At 72.6% G+C, this 16,364-nt stretch carries 16 protein-coding genes and 1 tRNA gene; 6 read left to right on the top strand and 11 right to left on the bottom strand.

Annotated features, from left to right (window positions below; all coding sequences use genetic code 11):
- Nucleotides 1-178 precede the first annotated feature (178 nt).
- Entirely contained in the window at nucleotides 179-1,510 is a 1,332-nt protein-coding gene (locus ACNJ93_RS12380; protein WP_418957442.1) for a class I SAM-dependent methyltransferase, read from the top strand.
- Nucleotides 1,511-1,576: 66 nt separating this feature from the next.
- Here the strand turns inward: ACNJ93_RS12380 and ACNJ93_RS12375 are convergent, their stop codons facing one another.
- Entirely contained in the window at nucleotides 1,577-4,111 is a 2,535-nt protein-coding gene (locus ACNJ93_RS12375) for an ABC transporter permease (protein WP_418957441.1), read from the bottom strand.
- Nucleotides 4,112-4,205: 94 nt separating this feature from the next.
- Nucleotides 4,206-4,976, bottom strand: a complete 771-nt coding sequence (locus ACNJ93_RS12370) for an ABC transporter ATP-binding protein (protein WP_418957440.1) — start codon at nucleotides 4,974-4,976, stop codon at nucleotides 4,206-4,208.
- 387 nt (nucleotides 4,977-5,363) lie between these two features.
- Here ACNJ93_RS12370 and ACNJ93_RS12365 point away from each other — a divergent pair.
- Nucleotides 5,364-5,445 (top strand) — tRNA-Leu (locus ACNJ93_RS12365).
- A gap of 152 nt (nucleotides 5,446-5,597) precedes the next feature.
- Nucleotides 5,598-6,494 (top strand): Bax inhibitor-1/YccA family membrane protein, encoded by an 897-nt coding sequence (locus ACNJ93_RS12360; protein ID WP_418957439.1) that lies wholly within the window; start codon nucleotides 5,598-5,600, stop codon nucleotides 6,492-6,494.
- A gap of 87 nt (nucleotides 6,495-6,581) precedes the next feature.
- Here ACNJ93_RS12360 and ACNJ93_RS12355 read toward each other — a convergent pair whose 3' ends face one another.
- The gene (locus ACNJ93_RS12355) at nucleotides 6,582-6,812 is read right to left on the bottom strand and encodes a DUF4287 domain-containing protein (RefSeq protein ID WP_418957438.1); all 231 of its coding nucleotides are present in this window, start codon (nucleotides 6,810-6,812) and stop codon (nucleotides 6,582-6,584) included.
- Between the two features lie 99 nt (nucleotides 6,813-6,911).
- Between ACNJ93_RS12355 and ACNJ93_RS12350 the strand changes: the two genes are divergently transcribed.
- The gene (locus ACNJ93_RS12350) at nucleotides 6,912-7,241 is read left to right on the top strand and encodes a hypothetical protein (RefSeq protein ID WP_418957437.1); all 330 of its coding nucleotides are present in this window, start codon (nucleotides 6,912-6,914) and stop codon (nucleotides 7,239-7,241) included.
- Between the two features lie 35 nt (nucleotides 7,242-7,276).
- Here ACNJ93_RS12350 and ACNJ93_RS12345 read toward each other — a convergent pair whose 3' ends face one another.
- The 3 genes from ACNJ93_RS12345 to ACNJ93_RS12335 all read right to left on the bottom strand — a co-directional run bounded on the left by ACNJ93_RS12345 (nucleotide 7,277) and on the right by ACNJ93_RS12335 (nucleotide 10,941).
- Nucleotides 7,277-8,152: a hypothetical protein gene (locus ACNJ93_RS12345; RefSeq protein ID WP_418957436.1), complete on the bottom strand. Its 876-nt coding sequence runs from the start codon at nucleotides 8,150-8,152 to the stop codon at nucleotides 7,277-7,279.
- 257 nt (nucleotides 8,153-8,409) lie between these two features.
- A complete protein-coding gene (locus ACNJ93_RS12340) occupies nucleotides 8,410-9,630 on the bottom strand; it encodes an acetyl-CoA C-acetyltransferase (protein WP_418957435.1) in 1,221 nt (406 codons plus the stop codon).
- A gap of 297 nt (nucleotides 9,631-9,927) precedes the next feature.
- Complete coding sequence (locus ACNJ93_RS12335; RefSeq protein WP_418957434.1) at nucleotides 9,928-10,941, bottom strand: SGNH/GDSL hydrolase family protein; 1,014 nt, start codon at nucleotides 10,939-10,941, stop codon at nucleotides 9,928-9,930.
- Between the two features lie 104 nt (nucleotides 10,942-11,045).
- On the opposite strand from ACNJ93_RS12335, the gene ACNJ93_RS12330 reads away from it, so the two are divergent.
- Together ACNJ93_RS12330 and ACNJ93_RS12325 are read left to right on the top strand one after the other, a co-directional pair.
- Nucleotides 11,046-12,431 (top strand): cystathionine beta-synthase, encoded by a 1,386-nt coding sequence (locus tag ACNJ93_RS12330; protein WP_418957433.1) that lies wholly within the window; start codon nucleotides 11,046-11,048, stop codon nucleotides 12,429-12,431.
- 362 nt (nucleotides 12,432-12,793) lie between these two features.
- Nucleotides 12,794-13,639, top strand: a complete 846-nt coding sequence (locus ACNJ93_RS12325; RefSeq protein ID WP_418957432.1) for a MurR/RpiR family transcriptional regulator — start codon at nucleotides 12,794-12,796, stop codon at nucleotides 13,637-13,639.
- 46 nt (nucleotides 13,640-13,685) lie between these two features.
- Here the strand turns inward: ACNJ93_RS12325 and ACNJ93_RS12320 are convergent, their stop codons facing one another.
- The 5 genes from ACNJ93_RS12320 to ACNJ93_RS12300 form a co-directional block, all read right to left on the bottom strand.
- A complete protein-coding gene (locus tag ACNJ93_RS12320; RefSeq protein WP_418957431.1) occupies nucleotides 13,686-14,057 on the bottom strand; it encodes a hypothetical protein in 372 nt (123 codons plus the stop codon).
- Between the two features lie 71 nt (nucleotides 14,058-14,128).
- On the bottom strand, nucleotides 14,129-14,521 hold the full coding sequence (locus ACNJ93_RS12315; RefSeq protein ID WP_418957430.1) for a roadblock/LC7 domain-containing protein: 393 nt from the start codon (nucleotides 14,519-14,521) through the stop codon (nucleotides 14,129-14,131).
- A 41-nt stretch (nucleotides 14,522-14,562) separates the two neighbouring features.
- On the bottom strand, nucleotides 14,563-15,321 hold the full coding sequence (locus tag ACNJ93_RS12310; RefSeq protein WP_418957429.1) for a transcriptional regulator: 759 nt from the start codon (nucleotides 15,319-15,321) through the stop codon (nucleotides 14,563-14,565).
- Entirely contained in the window at nucleotides 15,318-15,740 is a 423-nt protein-coding gene (locus ACNJ93_RS12305; RefSeq protein ID WP_418957428.1) for a hypothetical protein, read from the bottom strand. The genes ACNJ93_RS12310 and ACNJ93_RS12305 overlap by 4 nt, the downstream gene beginning before the upstream one ends.
- A gap of 148 nt (nucleotides 15,741-15,888) precedes the next feature.
- Nucleotides 15,889-16,362 carry an SRPBCC family protein gene (locus ACNJ93_RS12300; protein WP_418957427.1) on the bottom strand — a complete coding sequence of 158 codons (474 nt, stop codon included), beginning with the start codon at nucleotides 16,360-16,362 and terminating at the stop codon, nucleotides 15,889-15,891.
- Nucleotides 16,363-16,364: the final 2 nt, after the last annotated feature.

The raw sequence follows: 16,364 nt of genomic DNA, 5'->3' as shown, positions 1-16,364 counted from the left end.
TCCGGCCGTACAGCTGAATCACCCCCGTAGGGGCCGTCCGCCATCCGTGGTGCGGACGGCCCCTCGGTGTGTTTTGAGCGGTGTTGCGCGTCCAGGGGACTGAAATCGCCTACCGACGGTGTTCCCATGGTGACTGGTGACGAACTGCTGGGGCACGACATCAACGGAGGTGTGCGCCATGGCCGACGCCGCACAGCGGCTGACCGCTCTCGCCGAGGACCTGCTGGGCAGTCCGCTCCCGGTCCGGCTGCGTGCCTGGGACGGCAGCGAGGCGGGCCCCGCGGAGGGCCCCGTCCTCGTCGTACGGCAGCGCCGGGCCCTGCGCCGACTGCTGTGGAAGCCGGGCGAACTGGGCCTCGCCCGGGCCTGGGTGGCCGGGGAGATCGACGTCGAGGGCGACCTGTACGAGGTGCTGGACCGGCTCGCCGGACTCCTGTGGGACCGCGGCGACCGGGACGACGCACCGTCCGTGCACCCGGTCCGCGACCCGAAACTCAGGGCCGCCGCCAAGGCCCTGCTGAAGCTCGGGGGCCCCCTCCCGCCGCCCCCGCCGCCGGCCGAGGAACTGCGCCGGCGCAGCGGCCGGCTGCACACCCGCGGCCGCGACAAACAGGTCGTGAGCCACCACTACGACGTCGGCAACGACTTCTACGCCCTGGTCCTCGGCCCGTCCATGGTCTACTCCTGCGCCTACTGGACCCCCGGCGGGACCCTGGAGGACGCCCAGCACGACAAGCTGGACCTGATCGCCCGCAAGCTGGCCCTGAAGCCCGGGGACCGGCTGCTCGACGTGGGCTGCGGCTGGGGCTCCATGGCGATGCACGCGGCCCGCGCGTACGGGGCCGAGGTCGTCGGCATCACCCTCTCGCGCGAGCAGGCCGCATTCGCCCGCAAGCGGATCGCCGACGAGGGGCTGGCCGACAAGGTGGAGATCCGCGTCCAGGACTACCGGGACGTCAAGGACGGCCCGTACGACGCGATCTCCTCGATCGGCATGGCCGAGCACGTCGGCTCGGTGCGCTACCGGGAGTACGCGGACGACCTGTACGCCCTGCTCCGGCCGGGCGGCCGGCTGCTCAACCACCAGATCTCCCGGCGGCCGGAGCCCGACGAGGAGGCGTACCGGGTGGACCCGTTCATCGACGCGTACGTCTTCCCGGACGGCGAACTCGCCCCGATGGGCCGCACCCTGAGCATCCTGGAGGAGGCCGGCTTCGAGGTGCGGGACGTGGAGGCGCTGCGGGAGCACTACGCGCTGACGCTGCGCGAGTGGGTGGGGAACCTGGAGGAGCACTGGGCGCGGGCGGTGCGGCTGACGTCCCCGGCGCGGGCCCGGATCTGGCGGCTGTACATGGCCGCCTCGGCGGTCTCCTTCGAGCGCAACCGGATCGGCGTGAACCAGTTCCTGGCGGTGAGGACGCCGGAGTCGGGGGCGAGCGGTCTGCCGCTGCGGCCCCGCCGCTGGACCGAGACGGACGGCGCCGGACCGACGCGGACCGAGACGGACTGAGGCGTACGGCGAAGGGCCGGACTCCCACGGGGGAGCCCGGCCCTTCGCCGCGTCGCGCGCGGGTTGCTACTCGGCCTTGATCGCGGCCAGCATGTTCAGCCGTGCGGCGCTGCGGGCCGGCCAGAGGGCGGCGAGCACGCCGACCAGTCCGGCGAGGACCAGGAAGATCCCGATGCGGTCCCAGGGCAGCACGAGCGCGTAGTTCGGCAGGCTGCTCTTGAAGGTCTCGCCGACGGCCCAGCCGAGGAACGAGCCGAGCCCGATGCCGACCACGGCGCCGAACACCGAGATGACCACGGCCTCCAGACGGACCATCCGCTTCACGCGGCGGCGGTCCAGGCCGATCGCCCGCAGCATGCCGATCTCCTGCTGCCGCTCGAACACCGACATGGCGAGGGTGTTCACGACGCCGAGGACGGCGATGATCAGGGCCATCGCGAGCAGGCCGTACATGATGTTCAGCATCATGTTGATCGGGCCGCCGAAGGCGTCACGGACGTCCTGCTTGTCCATCACGGTCATGGCCGGGTTGTTCCCCAGCGCGTCGACCAGCGCCTTCTCGTTGGCGGCGGACTCGCCGCCGTCCATGCGGACGAAGATCTGCGGCAGGTACGGCTTCTCCTCGTGGGCGTCGAGGAGCTTGGAGTCCAGCAGGAACGGGGAGGTGAAGGCGCTCTCCTCGTAGACCGCGCCGACCGTCAGCGTGCCCTTCTTCTTGTCGCCGTAGACGACCGGCAGCGCGTCGCCGACCTCGTAGCCCTGCTTCTTCGCGGTGGTGTCCGCGACCGCCACCTCGCCGCGGGCGAGCGAGCCGAGGTCGCCGTCGACGGTCTTGAGGTTCAGCACCTTCTCGACGTCGCCGGGGGTGACGCCGGAGACCGAGCGGAAGTCGCCCTTGATCTCGAAGTAGCCGGCCTGCTGCGGGGAGACCGCGGTGACGCCCGGGGCCTTCCTCAGCGCGGCCAGGGCGGAGCCGTCCAGGCCCGGGCCGGCGCCGTCGGCCATGGTGACCATGTAGTCGGCCCTGATCTGGTCGACGGTCGCCTTGTCCAGGGCGGTGCCGACCGTGGCACCGAGCACCGAGAGGCCGGTCACCAGGGTCAGGCCGATGGCCAGCGCGGAGGCGGTGGCGCCGGTGCGGCGCGGGTTGCGCACCGCGTTCTGGCCGGCCAGCTTGCCGGCCACGCCGAAGCCCCGCAGGACCGGCTTCAGGAGCGCGATGACCGGGCGGGAGAGCAGCGGGATCAGGATGATCACGCCGACCAGCGCGCAGAACGCGCCGCCACCGACCAGCATCCGGCCGGTGTCGCCGGCCTCGGAGGCGCCGAGGAAGATCAGGACCGCGCCGATCGCGGTGATCAGGCCGCCGATCGAGTTCCGCAGCACGAGCGACTTGACGGTGGCGGCCGCGTGGACGCTGCCCATCGCCGCGACCGGCGGGATCTTCGCGGCCCGGCGGCCCGGCAGGTAGGCGGCGACCATCGTGATGATCACGCCGACGGCGAGCGCCGCGAGGACGGGGGTGGCGCCCAGGACCAGGGGGCCGTCGGGCACCTTCATGCCGAAGGCGGACATGCCCGAGCGGAGCCCGGCGGCCAGGCCGATGCCGAGGGCGTAGCCGACGGCGGAGGCGACCAGGCCGACGAGGAGGGCCTCGATCAGCACCGAGCGGGTGATCTGGCGGCGCGAGGCGCCGACCGCGCGGAGCAGGGCCAGCTCCTTGGTGCGCTGGGCGACCAGCATCGAGAAGGTGTTGGAGATGAGGAAGACGCCGACGAAGAGGGCGATGGCAGCGAAGCCGAGCAGCACCTGGTTGAGCGCGCCGAGCCCGCTCTCGATCTCCTTCGCCTGCTGGTCGGCGAGGGCCTTCCCGGTCTGGGCCGTGCCGAAGTCCGGCAGCAGCGGCACGATCGCGTCGGCCAGCGCGGCGTCGTCGGCGCCCTTCGCGGCGGTGACGGTGGCCTCCGCGTACCAGCCGGGCTTCAGGTAGAGCTTCTGCGCCACGTCGGTGTCGAAGAGGATCAGGCTGCCGCCGGCGTTGACGGCGCCGTCCTCGGTGGTGAAGACGCCGGAGAGGGTGAACGCGCGCACCGGTCCGTTGGTGGCCACGCGGACGGTGTCGCCGACCCGGTAGCCGCCCTTGGCGGCGGTGTCCTTGTCGAGGGCGACCTGGCCGTCCTGCGTGGGGCCGGCGCCGTCGGTGAAGTCGTACGCGGGGTCCTTGCCGTCCGCGCCGGGGGCGAAGTTGGTGCCCTTGTTGGACCAGCCGGCGCCGATCAGCTTCCCGTCCTTGTCGGCGACGCCGGCGAAGCCGTCGACGCGGCCGGTGACGGACGCGACGCCGTCGAGCTTCGCGACCTTGTCGAGGACCTGCTGCGACAGGCCGGGGGTCTTCGTGGCGTCCTCGGGGGAGGGCCGGGCGCTGATGGCGACGGCGACGTCGTCGTAGCTCTTGGCGGACTGGCTGCGGAAGGCGTTGCCGAGGGTGTCGGTGAAGACCAGGGTGCCGGAGACGAAGGCCACGCCGAGCATCACGGCGAGCACGGTCATCAGCAGTCTGGCCTTGTGCGCGAGCACGTTGCGCAGGGCGGTACGGAACATGGTGGTGTGAGTCCTGAGGAGAGGATCGGATCGGGACGCGGGCGCGGGCCGGCGCCGGTCGGCGCGGGGCCGGCCGGCCGGAGCGCGCGGCGGGTCAGCTCGTGCGGCCCTTGGCGTCGAAGGCCTTCATCCGGTCGAGGACGCCGTCCGCCGTGGGGCGCAGCATCTCGTCGACGATCCGGCCGTCCGCGAGGAAGATCACCCGGTCCGCGTAGGAGGCGGCGACCGGGTCGTGGGTGACCATGACGACGGTCTGCCCGAGTTCGCGCACCGAGTTGCGCAGGAAGCCCAGCACCTCGGCGCCGGAGCGGGAGTCCAGGTTTCCGGTGGGCTCGTCGCCGAAGATGATCTCGGGCCGGGAGGCCAGCGCCCGGGCCACGGCCACGCGCTGCTGCTGGCCGCCGGAGAGCTGCGCGGGGCGGTGGCTCAGCCGGCCGGAGAGCCCGATCATCTCGATGACCGTGTCCAGCCACTGCCGGTCGGGCTTGCGGCCGGCGATGTCCATCGGCAGCGTGATGTTCTCCAGGGCGCTCAGCGTCGGGAGCAGGTTGAACGCCTGGAAGATGAAGCCGATCTTGTCCCGGCGCAGCTGCGTGAGCTGCTTGTCCTTGAGGGTGCCGAGCTCGGTGTCGCCGATCCGGACGGAGCCGGAGCTGAACGAGTCCAGGCCCGCCACGCAGTGCATCAGCGTGGACTTGCCCGAGCCCGAGGGGCCCATGATCGCGGTGAACTCGCCCTGCCGGAAGTCCACGGTGACCCGGTCGAGGGCGACCACCTGGGTCTCGCCCTGTCCGTAGACCTTGGTCAGTTCCATGGCGCGGGCGGCGGCCGCGGTGACACGGGGCACGGTCGGGGTGGTGGTCACGGGGACTCCTGTCGGAACGAACGTTTCGGAACCCCTCCATCGTGTCGGCCGTCCGTCCGGCGGTCGTCCGTCCAGGTGCCCGTTCCCGGGGCAGTCTCCGGTCGGACCGGGACCCCGGCCCCTCATCCTGAGGTATGACGGCGACCCCGAGCCCCGCCGGCGGGCGGGTACCCCGCGGGGGAATGCGTCACCGGGCGGCGACTTTTCGTCATTCCCGCGTGTACACCTTTGCGCCTGCGAGCCCCGTCAGAGTTCACCAGAACGTCCCCGACCTGCACTGACGCACCCTCAGACGTCAATAAAATAAGACAACATCGGGCCACTGTTCCGCTGAACGAGGGAAGCGTCCCGATAGGCTCATGTGCGCACGCGGAGCCCGCGAGCCCTGCCCGGATGGTGGAATGCAGACACGGCGAGCTTAAACCTCGCTGGCCTTCGGGCCGTACCGGTTCGAGTCCGGTTCCGGGCACTTTCTCCCCCGACGTCGCCCCCGGGTCACCCCGACGCCGACCCCGGGCCACCCGGGGTACGGGAAATCTCCTCCCGGAGCACTAGGGAGATTCTTTTGCTTCCGCATTACTCTTGACGCAAGGCCGCGCAGTGCGGCCATGGAGGAGTGAGATGAGGAGCAGCAACCCGGTCTTCTCGCGACGGGGGTTCAGCCGCGACAACGGCTACGCGGGCTTCAACGCGCAGCAGCCGCAGGCCGGGGGCCCCGCCGTCGGGACGAACCCGTACGCGCAGGGCGCGGCCAACCCGTACGCCCAGGGTGCCGGCAACCCGTACGCCACCAACCCCTACGCCCCGCAGGACACGCAGTACGGCGCCCCCGCGCCGGTCCGCACGGGCGCCATGACGATGGACGACGTCGTCACCCGCACGGCCATGACCCTCGGTACGGTCGTCGTCGGCGCGGTCCTCGCCTGGGCCCTGCTGCCGGTGTCGCCGACCAGCTACGGTCTGGCGATCGGCGCCGCCCTCGTGGCCTTCGTGCTGGCGATCGTCCAGTCGTTCAAGCGGACCCCGTCGCCCGCGCTGATCATCGGCTACGCCGCGTTCGAGGGCATCTTCCTCGGCGTGATCAGCGAGATGTTCAACGCCCGCTGGTCCGGCGCGCCCTTCCAGGCCGTGCTCGGCACCATGGCGGTCTCCGGCGCCACGCTGTTCATGTACAAGCAGCGCTGGATCCGGGTCACCGCCCGCTACGCCCGCATCGGCATGACCATCGCGATCGCCTTCGTGGTCGTCATGGCCGTCAACCTGCTGCTCAGCGTCTTCGGCGCGGTCGACGACGGCGGCCTGCGGAGCTTCGGCCCGCTCGGCGCGATCGTCGGCATCCTGGCGATCCTGATCGGCTGCTTCTTCCTGACCCTCGACTTCAAGCAGATCGAGGACGGCATCGCCTACGGCGCTCCGCGCGAGGAGTCCTGGCTCGCCGCCTTCGGCCTGACCATGTCGCTGGTCTGGATCTACCTGGAGATGCTGCGCCTCGTCGCGATCTTCTCCGGCGACGACTAGTCGCCCCGCCGGGGCAGTCCCCCGGCGACGAGGGACATGAGGAAGGGCCCGTCCGGCGACCGCCGGGCGGGCCCTTCCGCGTACCGCTCAGAGAAGCCGGCGGGCGGCTCGGCGGAGGTCGTACTCGTGGATGATCGCCTTCGCGTGTCCGTAGGCGAGGTCGTGCGCGCCGCGGAGCCAGCTGACCTTCTCCTCGAAGCGGACGAGGGAGGGGCCTTCCTCCACGGTGCGCAGCCAGTCGGCCACTTCACGACCGGTGCAGTGGGGGATGCGGGCGAGCAGGTTGCGGTGGGTCTCTTCGGAGAAGACGTGGGACATCGGCGCCTCCGGACGCGTGTTGCCGTTGCTCCTTCACGTCACCGTGCCTGAGCGTTCGCCCGTTGGCAACAGTGCCGCCGGGGCGCGTAGGGTCGCGCTGTGCGCGATACGACGGAGCTGAACGACGCCGTGGACCGGTTCGCCGACCGGCTGCGGGCCGCCCCGCAGAGCCGGCTGCAGCGCGGCGCGGCCGCCGAGGGACTGGCTCTGGCCAGGGAGTTGTCCCGGCGGGCCCAGCGCCTGGAGTCGCCGGGGACGGAGCCGCGGATCATGCCGGACGCCGGGGTGTTCACGGTCGCGGACCAACTGGTGGTCGCGGGGAACGATTTGGCGGAGATTCTGCGGACGGCCCCGTCCGGCGTCCCCGAGGGGGAGCTGGACGAGGCCGTACGGGAGGTGCGGGAGGCGCAGGCGCGCTCGGGGCTCTAGGGGCCCGGGTCGGGGCCGCGGCGGCCCCGCGCGGGTCACAGCGAGGCGATCACGCGGTCCGCGAGGATGTAGACGTTCTCGTCGCCCTCGGCGTCGCCGCAGGCGAAGGTGAGCGCGTACGCGCCGGAGACGCCCGAGCCGCCGAGCAGGACCGGGCTCTTGCCCTGGCGCAGGGCCTCGGCGAGCCGCTCCGCGGTCTCCCGGTGGCCGGGGGTCATGCACAGGGTGGTGCCGTCGGCGAAGACGTACACGTCGAGGGTGCCGAGCGGACCGGGGCGCACGTCGGTGAGCGCGGTGCGGTCGTCGGCGAGTTCCTCCAGGCGGGCCACGGTGCGCTCGTGGTCGGTGACCACGGGGGTGCGGACCGGGACGAAGTCGGGGTGCGAGGGGTGCCGGCGGCGGGCCGCGGCGAGCTCGGGGGAGTCCTCGGCGTACTCGGTGAGCTCCGGGATGTCGTCCAGGACCTCTTCCAGGGCGGCGGCCTCCAGGGTCGCGGCGTCGAGCGACGCGGCCTCCAGGGCGGCTGCCTCCAGCTCCATGGCCTCCAGACCGAGGGCCTCCAGGCCCGCGAAGTCGGCCTGGCGCGGCACGTAGTACGGGCCGTCCTCGACGGAGCCGGACAGGCCGCCCAGCGCGGACGGGGCGTCCGCGGCGTCACGGGCCTCCTGCGCGGCCCAGAAGGCCCGCGCCTCGGCCAGCTCGCGCTCGCGCTCCTCGGCCAGGGCCTCGGCGACCGCGGCCCGTATCTCGACGGCGGGCGTCTGCCGGGCGTGCGGGACGGAGGGGCTCCGGGTCGCGGAGAGCTCACCGCGCAGGGCGGTGACCTGCTTGCGGAGACCGTGGGCGGCGTGGAGGGCAGCGGCGCCCACCACCGTGGCGGCGGCCGTGGTCACCAGCAGGGCAAGAGACATGGCGCTCACTGACGTACTCCCAATCCGAGTCGATCCCCCGACTTCCTACATCAGCTTGTCGTGGGGTGGGACCCCCTGTCAGTGCATTACGTCACGAAATGGACAGGTATTTATGCCTGGTGTTTAGTCCCGAAACGGCTCTGACCTGGGAAAATGCTTCTCCCCCGGGATGTAGGTCACATCCTGGGGGAGATTCGGTCACGGCTCGGACGCGGCACGGTTGCCGGGGCCGCGTCCGGGGAGGCGCGCGAGCGTCGTCAGCTCAGGCGCTCGATCACCATGGCCATGCCCTGGCCGCCGCCGACGCACATGGTCTCCAGGCCGAACTGCTTGTCGTGGAACTGCAGACCGTTGATGAGCGTGCCGGTGAGGCGGGCGCCGGTCATGCCGAAGGGGTGGCCGACGGCGATGGCGCCGCCGTTGACGTTCAGCTTGTCCAGCGGGATGCCGAGGTCCTGGTACGAGGGGATCACCTGGGCGGCGAAGGCCTCGTTGATCTCGAACAGGTCGATGTCGTCGACGGTCAGGCCGGCCCGCTTCAGGGCCTGCTTGGACGCCTCGACCGGGCCCAGGCCCATGATCTCCGGGGAGAGGCCGGAGACGCCGGTGGAGACGATGCGGGCCAGCGGGGTCAGGCCCAGCTCGCGCGCCTTGGTGTCGGACATGATCACGAGGGCCGCGGCGCCGTCGTTCAGCGGGCAGCAGTTGGCGGCGGTGACCAGGCCGTCGGGGCGGAAGACCGGCTTCAGGCCCTCCACGCCCTCCAGGCTGACGCCGGCGCGCGGGCCGTCGTCCTTCGAGACGACGGTGCCGTCGGGCAGCGTCACCGGGGTGATCTCGCGCTCCCAGAAGCCGTTCTTGATGGCCTGCTCGGCGAGGTTCTGCGAGCGGACGCCGAACTCGTCCATCTCGCGGCGGCTGATGCCCTTCCAGCGGGCCAGGTTCTCCGCGGTCTGGCCCATGGCGATGTACGCGTCCGGGACGAGGCCGTCCTCGCGCGGGTCGTGCCAGGTGGAGCCCTCGGACGCGGCGACGGCCGCGGTGCGGGCCTCGGCCTCGGCGAAGAGCGGGTTGTGCGTGTCGGGCAGCGAGTCGGAGTTGCCCTTGGTGAAGCGGGAGACCATCTCGACGCCCGCGGAGATGAAGACGTCACCCTCGCCGGCCTTGATGGCGTGCAGCGCCATGCGGGAGGTCTGCAGCGACGAGGAGCAGTAGCGGGTGATGGTGCAGCCCGGCAGGTGGTCCATGCCCATCTGCACCGCCACGATGCGGCCCAGGTTGTTGCCCTGCTCGCCGCCGGGCAGACCGCAGCCGAGCATCAGGTCGTCGATGTCGCGCGGGTCCAGCTCGGGGACCTTGGCGAGGGCGGCCTGGATGATGGTCGCGGTCAGGTCGTCCGGCCGCAGGTCCTTCAGGGAACCCTTGAAGGCCCGGCCGATCGGGGAGCGGGCGGTCGAGACGATGACGGCTTCGGGCATCACGGCTCCATGGTGTGGCGCGACGACGAGGGACTCAGGGGGTGTCCGGCGGATCATGGCCGGGGCCGCGGCGCCTGGCACGGCACCTCGCGGCGTTGCCGAAACGCCCCGACAGCTCCGCTGTCGAGCCGCTCCGGCGCCTTGCGATGCACCGCACCAGGCGCCGCGGCCTGTCCGACCCTGATCCGCCGGACACCCCCCAGCGAAGCTACCTGTACGTACGGCACGGGTCACCGCTCGGACGGTGTGACACAAACCTCTTTTCTAAGCGCTCGCTCAGGCTGCCTCGCTCGGGCCTCACGGCGCCCGGGTGTCGGTGGGGGCGGGGGCCTCCGCGGGGGTGGCGACCCGCCTGCGCCGGCGGTGCCGCAGGAGCGCCCAGGGGGCGCGGGCGCCCGTGACCTCCGTACCGGCCTCCGCGGCCGCCTCCGCCGCGGCCTTGGCCACCGGAAGCATGCCCTCGCGGCGGTCGACCTCCAGCCGCTCCTCCTCCGGCCAGACGCCCAGCGCGGCGCACACCGTCGGCAGCACCGCCATCGCCGCCGTCGCGTACCCCTCCGCCGAGGGGTGGAAGTTGTCCACCCCGAACATCTCGCGCGGGTTCGCCTCGAACTCCGGGCCGAGCAGGTCGCCCAGCGACACCGTCCGCCCGCCCTGCTCGACCACCACGATCGTCTGCGCCGCCGCCAGCTGCCGCGAGGCCCGCCGGGCCAGCCAGCGCAGCGGCTGGTACACCGGCTCGATCGTCCCGAGGTCCGGGCAGGTGCCGACCACCACCTCCGCGCCCGCCGTCCGCAGCCGCCGCACCGCCGCCGCCAGGTGCCGCACCGACTCCGTCGGCGAGATGCGGTGCGTCACGTCGTTCGCGCCGATCATGATCACGCACACGTCGGGCGGCCCGCCCGCCGCGGACAGCAGCAGTGACACCTGCCGGTCCAGGTCGTCCGAGCGCGCCCCCGGCAGCGCCACGTTCCGCAGGTCCACGGGCCGCTCGGCGACCGCGGAGAGCCCCGAGGCCAGCAGCGCCCCCGGCGTCTGACCCGCCCGGCGCACCCCCTGCCCGGCGGCCGTCGAATCACCCAGAAGGGCCAGCCGCAGCGGCTCCTCCCCGCTCCCCGGCTGCTCGAAGGACCGCCCGTAGCGGCCGTCCGCCGTCGGGGCGAGCGGCGCCACGCCCCCGCCCACGGACCTCCTGGCCAGCTGCACCTCGGCGAGCAGCACGCCCACCGTGGCCACCCCGAGGAGCCCGATCCCGCCTCCGCCGTACGCCGCGCCCGCCGCGATCCGGCGTGCCACCCTCGCCCTGGACATCGGGGCAGCCACCTCCTTCAAGCCGTTCAGGGAGTAACTGCCCCGTAACCGGCTCCGACTACGCATACGCTGGCTGCATCACTACGGAGACCCCGGAGATTACGGTGCAATTCCACGACTCGATGATCAGCCTCGTCGGCAACACCCCGCTGGTGAAGCTCAACAGCGTCACAGAGGGCATTTCGGCGACCGTCCTGGCCAAGGTCGAGTACTTCAACCCCGGCGGCTCGGTCAAGGACCGGATCGCCCTGCGCATGATCGAGGCGGCCGAGCAGAGCGGCGAGCTCAAGCCCGGCGGCACGATCGTCGAGCCCACGTCGGGCAACACCGGCGTCGGCCTGGCCATCGTGGCCCAGCAGAAGGGCTACAAGTGCATCTTCGTCTGCCCGGACAAGGTGTCCACGGACAAGATCAACGTGCTGCGCGCGTACGGCGCCGAGGTCGTGGTCTGCCCGACCGCCGTCGCCCCCGAGCACCCGGACTCGTACTACAACGTCTCGGACCGTCTCGTCCGCGAGACGCCGGGCGCGTGGAAGCCGGACCAGTACTCCAACCCGAACAACCCGCGTTCGCACTACGAGAGCACCGGCCCGGAGCTCTGGGAGCAGACGGACGGGAAGATCACCCACTTCGTCGCGGGCGTCGGCACCGGCGGCACGATCTCCGGCACCGGCAACTACCTCAAGGAGGTCTCCGGCGGCCGGGTCAAGGTCATCGGCGCGGACCCCGAGGGCTCGGTCTACTCCGGCGGCTCCGGCCGCCCGTACCTGGTCGAGGGCGTCGGTGAGGACTTCTGGCCCACCGCCTACGACCGGAACGTCGCCGACGCGATCGTCCCGGTGTCCGACAAGGACTCCTTCCAGATGACCCGCCGCCTCGCCAAGGAGGAGGGCCTGCTCGTCGGCGGCTCCTGCGGCATGGCGGTCGTGGCGGCCCTGGAGGTCGCCAAGGACCTCGGGCCGGACGACGTCGTGGTCGTGCTGCTGCCGGACTCCGGCCGCGGCTACCTGTCGAAGATCTTCAACGACGAGTGGATGGCCGACTACGGCTTCCTGGAGGACACCTCCACCGCCACCGTCGCCGACGTGCTGCGCCACAAGTCGGGCGGGATGCCGTCCCTCGTCCACATGCACCCGGACGAGACCGTGGGCCAGGCGATCGAGGTGCTGCGCGAGTACGGCGTCTCGCAGATGCCGATCGTGAAGCCGGGCGCCGGCCACCCCGACGTGATGGCCGCCGAGGTCGTCGGATCGGTCGTGGAGCGCGAGCTGCTCGACCACCTCTTCACGAAGCAGGCCTCCCTGGAGGACGCGCTGGAGAACCACATGAGCGCGCCGCTGCCCCAGGTCGGCTCCGGCGAGCCGGTCGCCGACCTGATGTCCGTGCTCGGCGAGGCGGACGCGGCCATCGTGCTGGTCGAGGGCAAGCCCACCGGCGTCGTCAGCCGCCAGGACCTGCTGGCCTTCCTGGCCAAGGACGGCGCCAAGTAACACGGCGTCACGAGGCGTGGGGGTCGCTGCGGTTCGCGCAAACGGTACGGGCCGGACACGTGGCCGCAGCACCCGCTTAACACGCCTCCGGCAGAGTGTTCCTCGTCGGCGTCACGGACCTCCGGAGCGGCTCCCGGGCCTCCCTGCACGCCGCGGACGCGGAGACCGGCCCTGACCCGGGCCCGTGTCCCCCGCGGGGACCGCCGTCGTCCCGCCCCCCAGTGATGGGGGTGCGGCGGTCCCCGCGCTCAGCCTTCCCGTCACCCCGTCCCTTCCGGCTCCGCCTTGCCCGGCTGCATATCTTCATGCAGAGTTCTGGGTGAGTGAATAGTCGACGTGGGGACGAAGGGGGACGGCGCGTCATGAGCGACAGCCCGGCCGGACGGCTGCAGGCGCTCTTCGAAGGGCACCGGCTCACGCCGACGCAGCGGCGGATCGCGCACTGCATGGTGCGCCGCGCCGCCGACGTGTCCTTCCTCTCCAGCGTGGAGCTGGCCGACCTGGCCGGCGTCAGCCAGCCCTCGGTGACCCGCTTCGCCGTCGCTCTCGGCTTCGACGGCTACCCCGCGCTCCGCCGCCACCTGCGCGAGGTCGCCCCGCCCGAGCAGCCGCGCGCCGCGGACGGGGGCAGCGAGCACAACGAGTACCAGCAGGCCGTGCTCGCCGAGATCGAGAACCTGCGGCACCTCGCCGAACTGCTCGCCGACCCGGCCCCCGTGGAGCGGGCCGGCCGGCTGCTCGCCGGCTCCCGTCCGCTGCCCGTGCTCGGACTGCGCGCCGCCTCCTCGCAGGCCCGCGGCTTCGCGTACTTCGCCGGCAAGGTCCACCCCGACGTGCGGCTGCTCGACGAGGGCGGCTCGATGCTCACCGACCGGATCGACGCGGCCGTCCGCGCCGGAGCCACGGCCCTGCTCTGCTTCGCGCTGCCCCGCCACCCCCGGGAGGTCGTCGAGGCCCTGGAGTACGCCCGGGGGGCCGGGCTGACCGTGGTGACCGTCGCCGAGTCGGCGTTCGCGCCCGTCGCCGCGCACAGTGACCTGCTGATCCCCGCCGCCGTCGGCACCGGCCTCGCCTTCGACACGGCCTGCGCGCCGATGCTCCTCGGCCGGGTGCTCCTGGAGGCCATGGCCGACGAGCTCCCGGACGCCCAGGCCCGCCTGGAGGAGTTCGACACGAAGGCCGCGGCCCGGGGGCTGTTCGTCGAGTAGCGGCCGGCCGCTGGGACCTGTCCGGCCCTGATCCGCAGGACACCCCCTAGACCTCCAGGGCCGCCTCGATCGACTTGAGCTGGTGGCGGGCCATGGCCAGGTTCGCCCGGCTCTTGTCCAGGGCCAGGTACAGGAACAGGCCGCTCGTGCCGCGTGCCTTGAGCAGTCGGATCAGGTGGTACTGGCTGCCCAGCGTGATCAGGATGTCCTCGATCTCGTCGGCGAGGTGCAGGGCCTCCATCGCCCGCACCTTGGCGCGGACGACGTCCGTGTTGGCGGCCGCCGCCACGTTCAGGTCGAGCTCCTTCCCGCCGCCGATCGTGCCCAGGGCCATGCCGCTGGTGTAGTCGACGAGGGCCGCGCCGATGGCGCCCTCGATCGCGGCGGCTTCCTTGAGGGAGGTCTCGGTGTTCGCCATGGTTTTTCCTTCTCGGTGTCTGTTCGGTGACGGTCCGGCGCCGGGGAGCCGGCGCCGGGGGATCGGTTCGTTCAGCTCGGATCTCTGCGTTCCAGCGCCCCGTCGACCAGTTCGCCGATCCGGGCGCTGGACCGCCGGGCCTCCAGGTGCAGCCGCCCCACGTTGATGCGGGGTTCGGCGAGCAGGGTGAGGACGGCGGAGCCGCCCGCCGCGTACGTCGCCACGTAGCCGTGCTCGCCGCGGACGAGCAGCTCGCGGAAGTCGCCCTGTCCGGTGGTCTCGGTCAGCCGCTGCCCCACGCCGAGGGCCGCCGCGGTCAGCGCCGCGACGCTCTCCGCCTCGCCGTCGACGGTGTCCCGGGCGAGCACCAGCCCGTCGGCGCTGGCGGCGAGCGCGCCGGTCAGCTGCGGGAGCCGGGCCCGGAGCCGTCTGAGCTCACCGAGCACCTCGGCCTCTGCGGTCATGAGCAGTCTCCTCTCGGCGCGCAGGCGCAGGGCACGCCTCATCACAGGCTTGCCTCCAGGGCGTCACGGAGCCGGCGCAGCAGGGCGATGTCGGGGTCGTCGGCGATCTCGCCCACCCAGGCCGGCACCGGGGCCGGCCCGGCGGGCACGGGGTCGAGGGGCGTGGCCACGAGCCCGGCGGCGGCGAGCCGCCGGACGTCGAGCAGCGTGTGGAAGGCGGGCCGGCCGAGCAGCCGCGCCAGATCCGCGGGGGTGCGGGTGCCGTCGGCGGCGGCGAGCAGGGCCCGCTGCCGGGGGCCGAGGGCGCGGCCCGGTTCGGCGGTGCGGGGCCGGACCGGGGCGGAGTCGACGGCCGGGTACGGCCAGACGCTGTCGAGCAGTTCGCGGCGGCGCTCGGTCTCGCGCTCCACGGCCGCGGCGGAGACGGGCCGCACGGGCCCCAGCCAGTGCGCCGCGCCGTACCGGAAGCGGGTCGGCCCGCTCGCCGGGGCGAGGGCGAAGAAGGCGGCGTCGAAGATCGCGCCGAGGTGGCAGATCTCCAGCTCGCCGTCGCCGAGCCGGCCGCTGTCGACCAGGAACCGGCCGACCTCGCGGCGCGCCCCGGCCCGATCGACGGCCTCGTCCCAGCGCTCCCGGGGCAACCGTCCGCCGGCCGTGAGGAGCACGTCCAGACCGGGCGCGGCGGGGCTCTCGGCGTGCACCACGCGTCCGTCGACCAGGTAGAGCGTGCCGTGGTCGCGCAGCAGCGCGCCGGTGGCCCGCTCGGCGGCGAGCCGGACGAGCATCGGGGAGACCGTCATCCGAGGACCAGCCGTTCGGCGAGGTCGCGCAGCCGGATCCGGGCGAGGGCGAGGTTGCCCTCGGCGCGGTCCAGCCACAGGTGCAGGAAGACGCTGCTGTCGAAGGAGGTCTCGACGAACCGGAGGACGTGGTAGCCGCTGCGGGTGGTGACGATCAGGTCCTCGACGGGCGGGCCCTTCGGGGGCGCGCCGGTGGTCGCCGCGGGGTCGTCCCCGTCCGCCGGTGCGGCCGCGAAGGACTCGTACTCGGCGGCCGCGCGGGCGAGTTCGGCGGTCTCGGCGGCCGTGGTCTCGTGGTCGCCGACCGGCGAGGCGCCGGCCGTGCCCAGCGCGAGTCCGCTGGTCCAGTCGACCAGGGACGCACCCCGGGCGCCCGGTAAGGCCATGGCCTCGAGCAGGCACTCGTCGATTCCGGGCACGCGGGTTCCCCTCCCGACACGGCGTGCGAACGTACGGCAGTGACGGTGACGTTACTCAACGTCCCGGGGTGCGGAGGGAGTTCTGGCATTTTCCAACGGAACATGCCGGACGATGGTTGGATGTGCCCGGGCAGCGGCCGGCCGGGCGTCAGCCGCCGTGCTCGATGGCCGTGGCCATCTCGTCCAGGTCCTTGGCCAGGGCGCGGCTCACCGCCTTGACGCCCAGGCCGCCGACCACCCGGGACAGCAGGCCCGGCAGGCCGCCGGAGGTGGGGACGGCGGTGAAGCGCATCACCACCGTGGTCCAGTCGGCCGTCGCCCCGCCCCGCACCAGCGCGATCTCGGACTCGTAGTGCATGCCGTGGGAGTCGGCGACGGTCACGTACCGCTCCGGCGGCACGCACTCGGTCACCGTCATCTCCTCGGTTGCCTCCCGGCCCAGCATCCGCCGCGTCTCGCGCCAGCGGGTGCCCTCGGCGAAGCCGCCCTCGGTCAGCACCTCGACCCGTTCGACCCCGCTGAGCACCCGCGCCATCGCCGGCAGGTCGGTCAGCGCCTCCCACACACGGCCCTGGGGCGCCTCGATCCGCCGCTCGACGACGACGGTTCTGCTCGCAGCCATGG

This window comes from Streptomyces tritici (assembly GCF_048500665.1).
GTDB lineage: Bacteria > Actinomycetota > Actinomycetes > Streptomycetales > Streptomycetaceae > Streptomyces > Streptomyces tritici.
The sequence above is the reverse complement of the archived record's forward strand: the minus strand, read 5'-3'. Positions and strand labels throughout refer to the sequence as shown.

What these genes read in the sequence shown, in the direction of transcription:
- ACNJ93_RS12380 (WP_418957442.1), top strand. Translation starts at nt 179, where the DNA reads ATGGCCGACGCCGCACAGCGGCTGACCGCTCTCGCCGAGGACCTGCTG.
- ACNJ93_RS12375 (WP_418957441.1), bottom strand. Translation starts at nt 4,111, where the DNA reads ATGTTCCGTACCGCCCTGCGCAACGTGCTCGCGCACAAGGCCAGACTG.
- ACNJ93_RS12360 (WP_418957439.1), top strand. Translation starts at nt 5,598, where the DNA reads ATGAGGAGCAGCAACCCGGTCTTCTCGCGACGGGGGTTCAGCCGCGAC.
- ACNJ93_RS12355 (WP_418957438.1), bottom strand. Translation starts at nt 6,812, where the DNA reads ATGTCCCACGTCTTCTCCGAAGAGACCCACCGCAACCTGCTCGCCCGC.
- ACNJ93_RS12345 (WP_418957436.1), bottom strand. Translation starts at nt 8,152, where the DNA reads ATGTCTCTTGCCCTGCTGGTGACCACGGCCGCCGCCACGGTGGTGGGC.
- ACNJ93_RS12340 (WP_418957435.1), bottom strand. Translation starts at nt 9,630, where the DNA reads ATGCCCGAAGCCGTCATCGTCTCGACCGCCCGCTCCCCGATCGGCCGG.
- ACNJ93_RS12335 (WP_418957434.1), bottom strand. Translation starts at nt 10,941, where the DNA reads ATGTCCAGGGCGAGGGTGGCACGCCGGATCGCGGCGGGCGCGGCGTAC.
- ACNJ93_RS12325 (WP_418957432.1), top strand. Translation starts at nt 12,794, where the DNA reads ATGAGCGACAGCCCGGCCGGACGGCTGCAGGCGCTCTTCGAAGGGCAC.
- ACNJ93_RS12320 (WP_418957431.1), bottom strand. Translation starts at nt 14,057, where the DNA reads ATGGCGAACACCGAGACCTCCCTCAAGGAAGCCGCCGCGATCGAGGGC.
- ACNJ93_RS12315 (WP_418957430.1), bottom strand. Translation starts at nt 14,521, where the DNA reads ATGACCGCAGAGGCCGAGGTGCTCGGTGAGCTCAGACGGCTCCGGGCC.
- ACNJ93_RS12310 (WP_418957429.1), bottom strand. Translation starts at nt 15,321, where the DNA reads ATGACGGTCTCCCCGATGCTCGTCCGGCTCGCCGCCGAGCGGGCCACC.
- ACNJ93_RS12300 (WP_418957427.1), bottom strand. Translation starts at nt 16,362, where the DNA reads ATGGCTGCGAGCAGAACCGTCGTCGTCGAGCGGCGGATCGAGGCGCCC.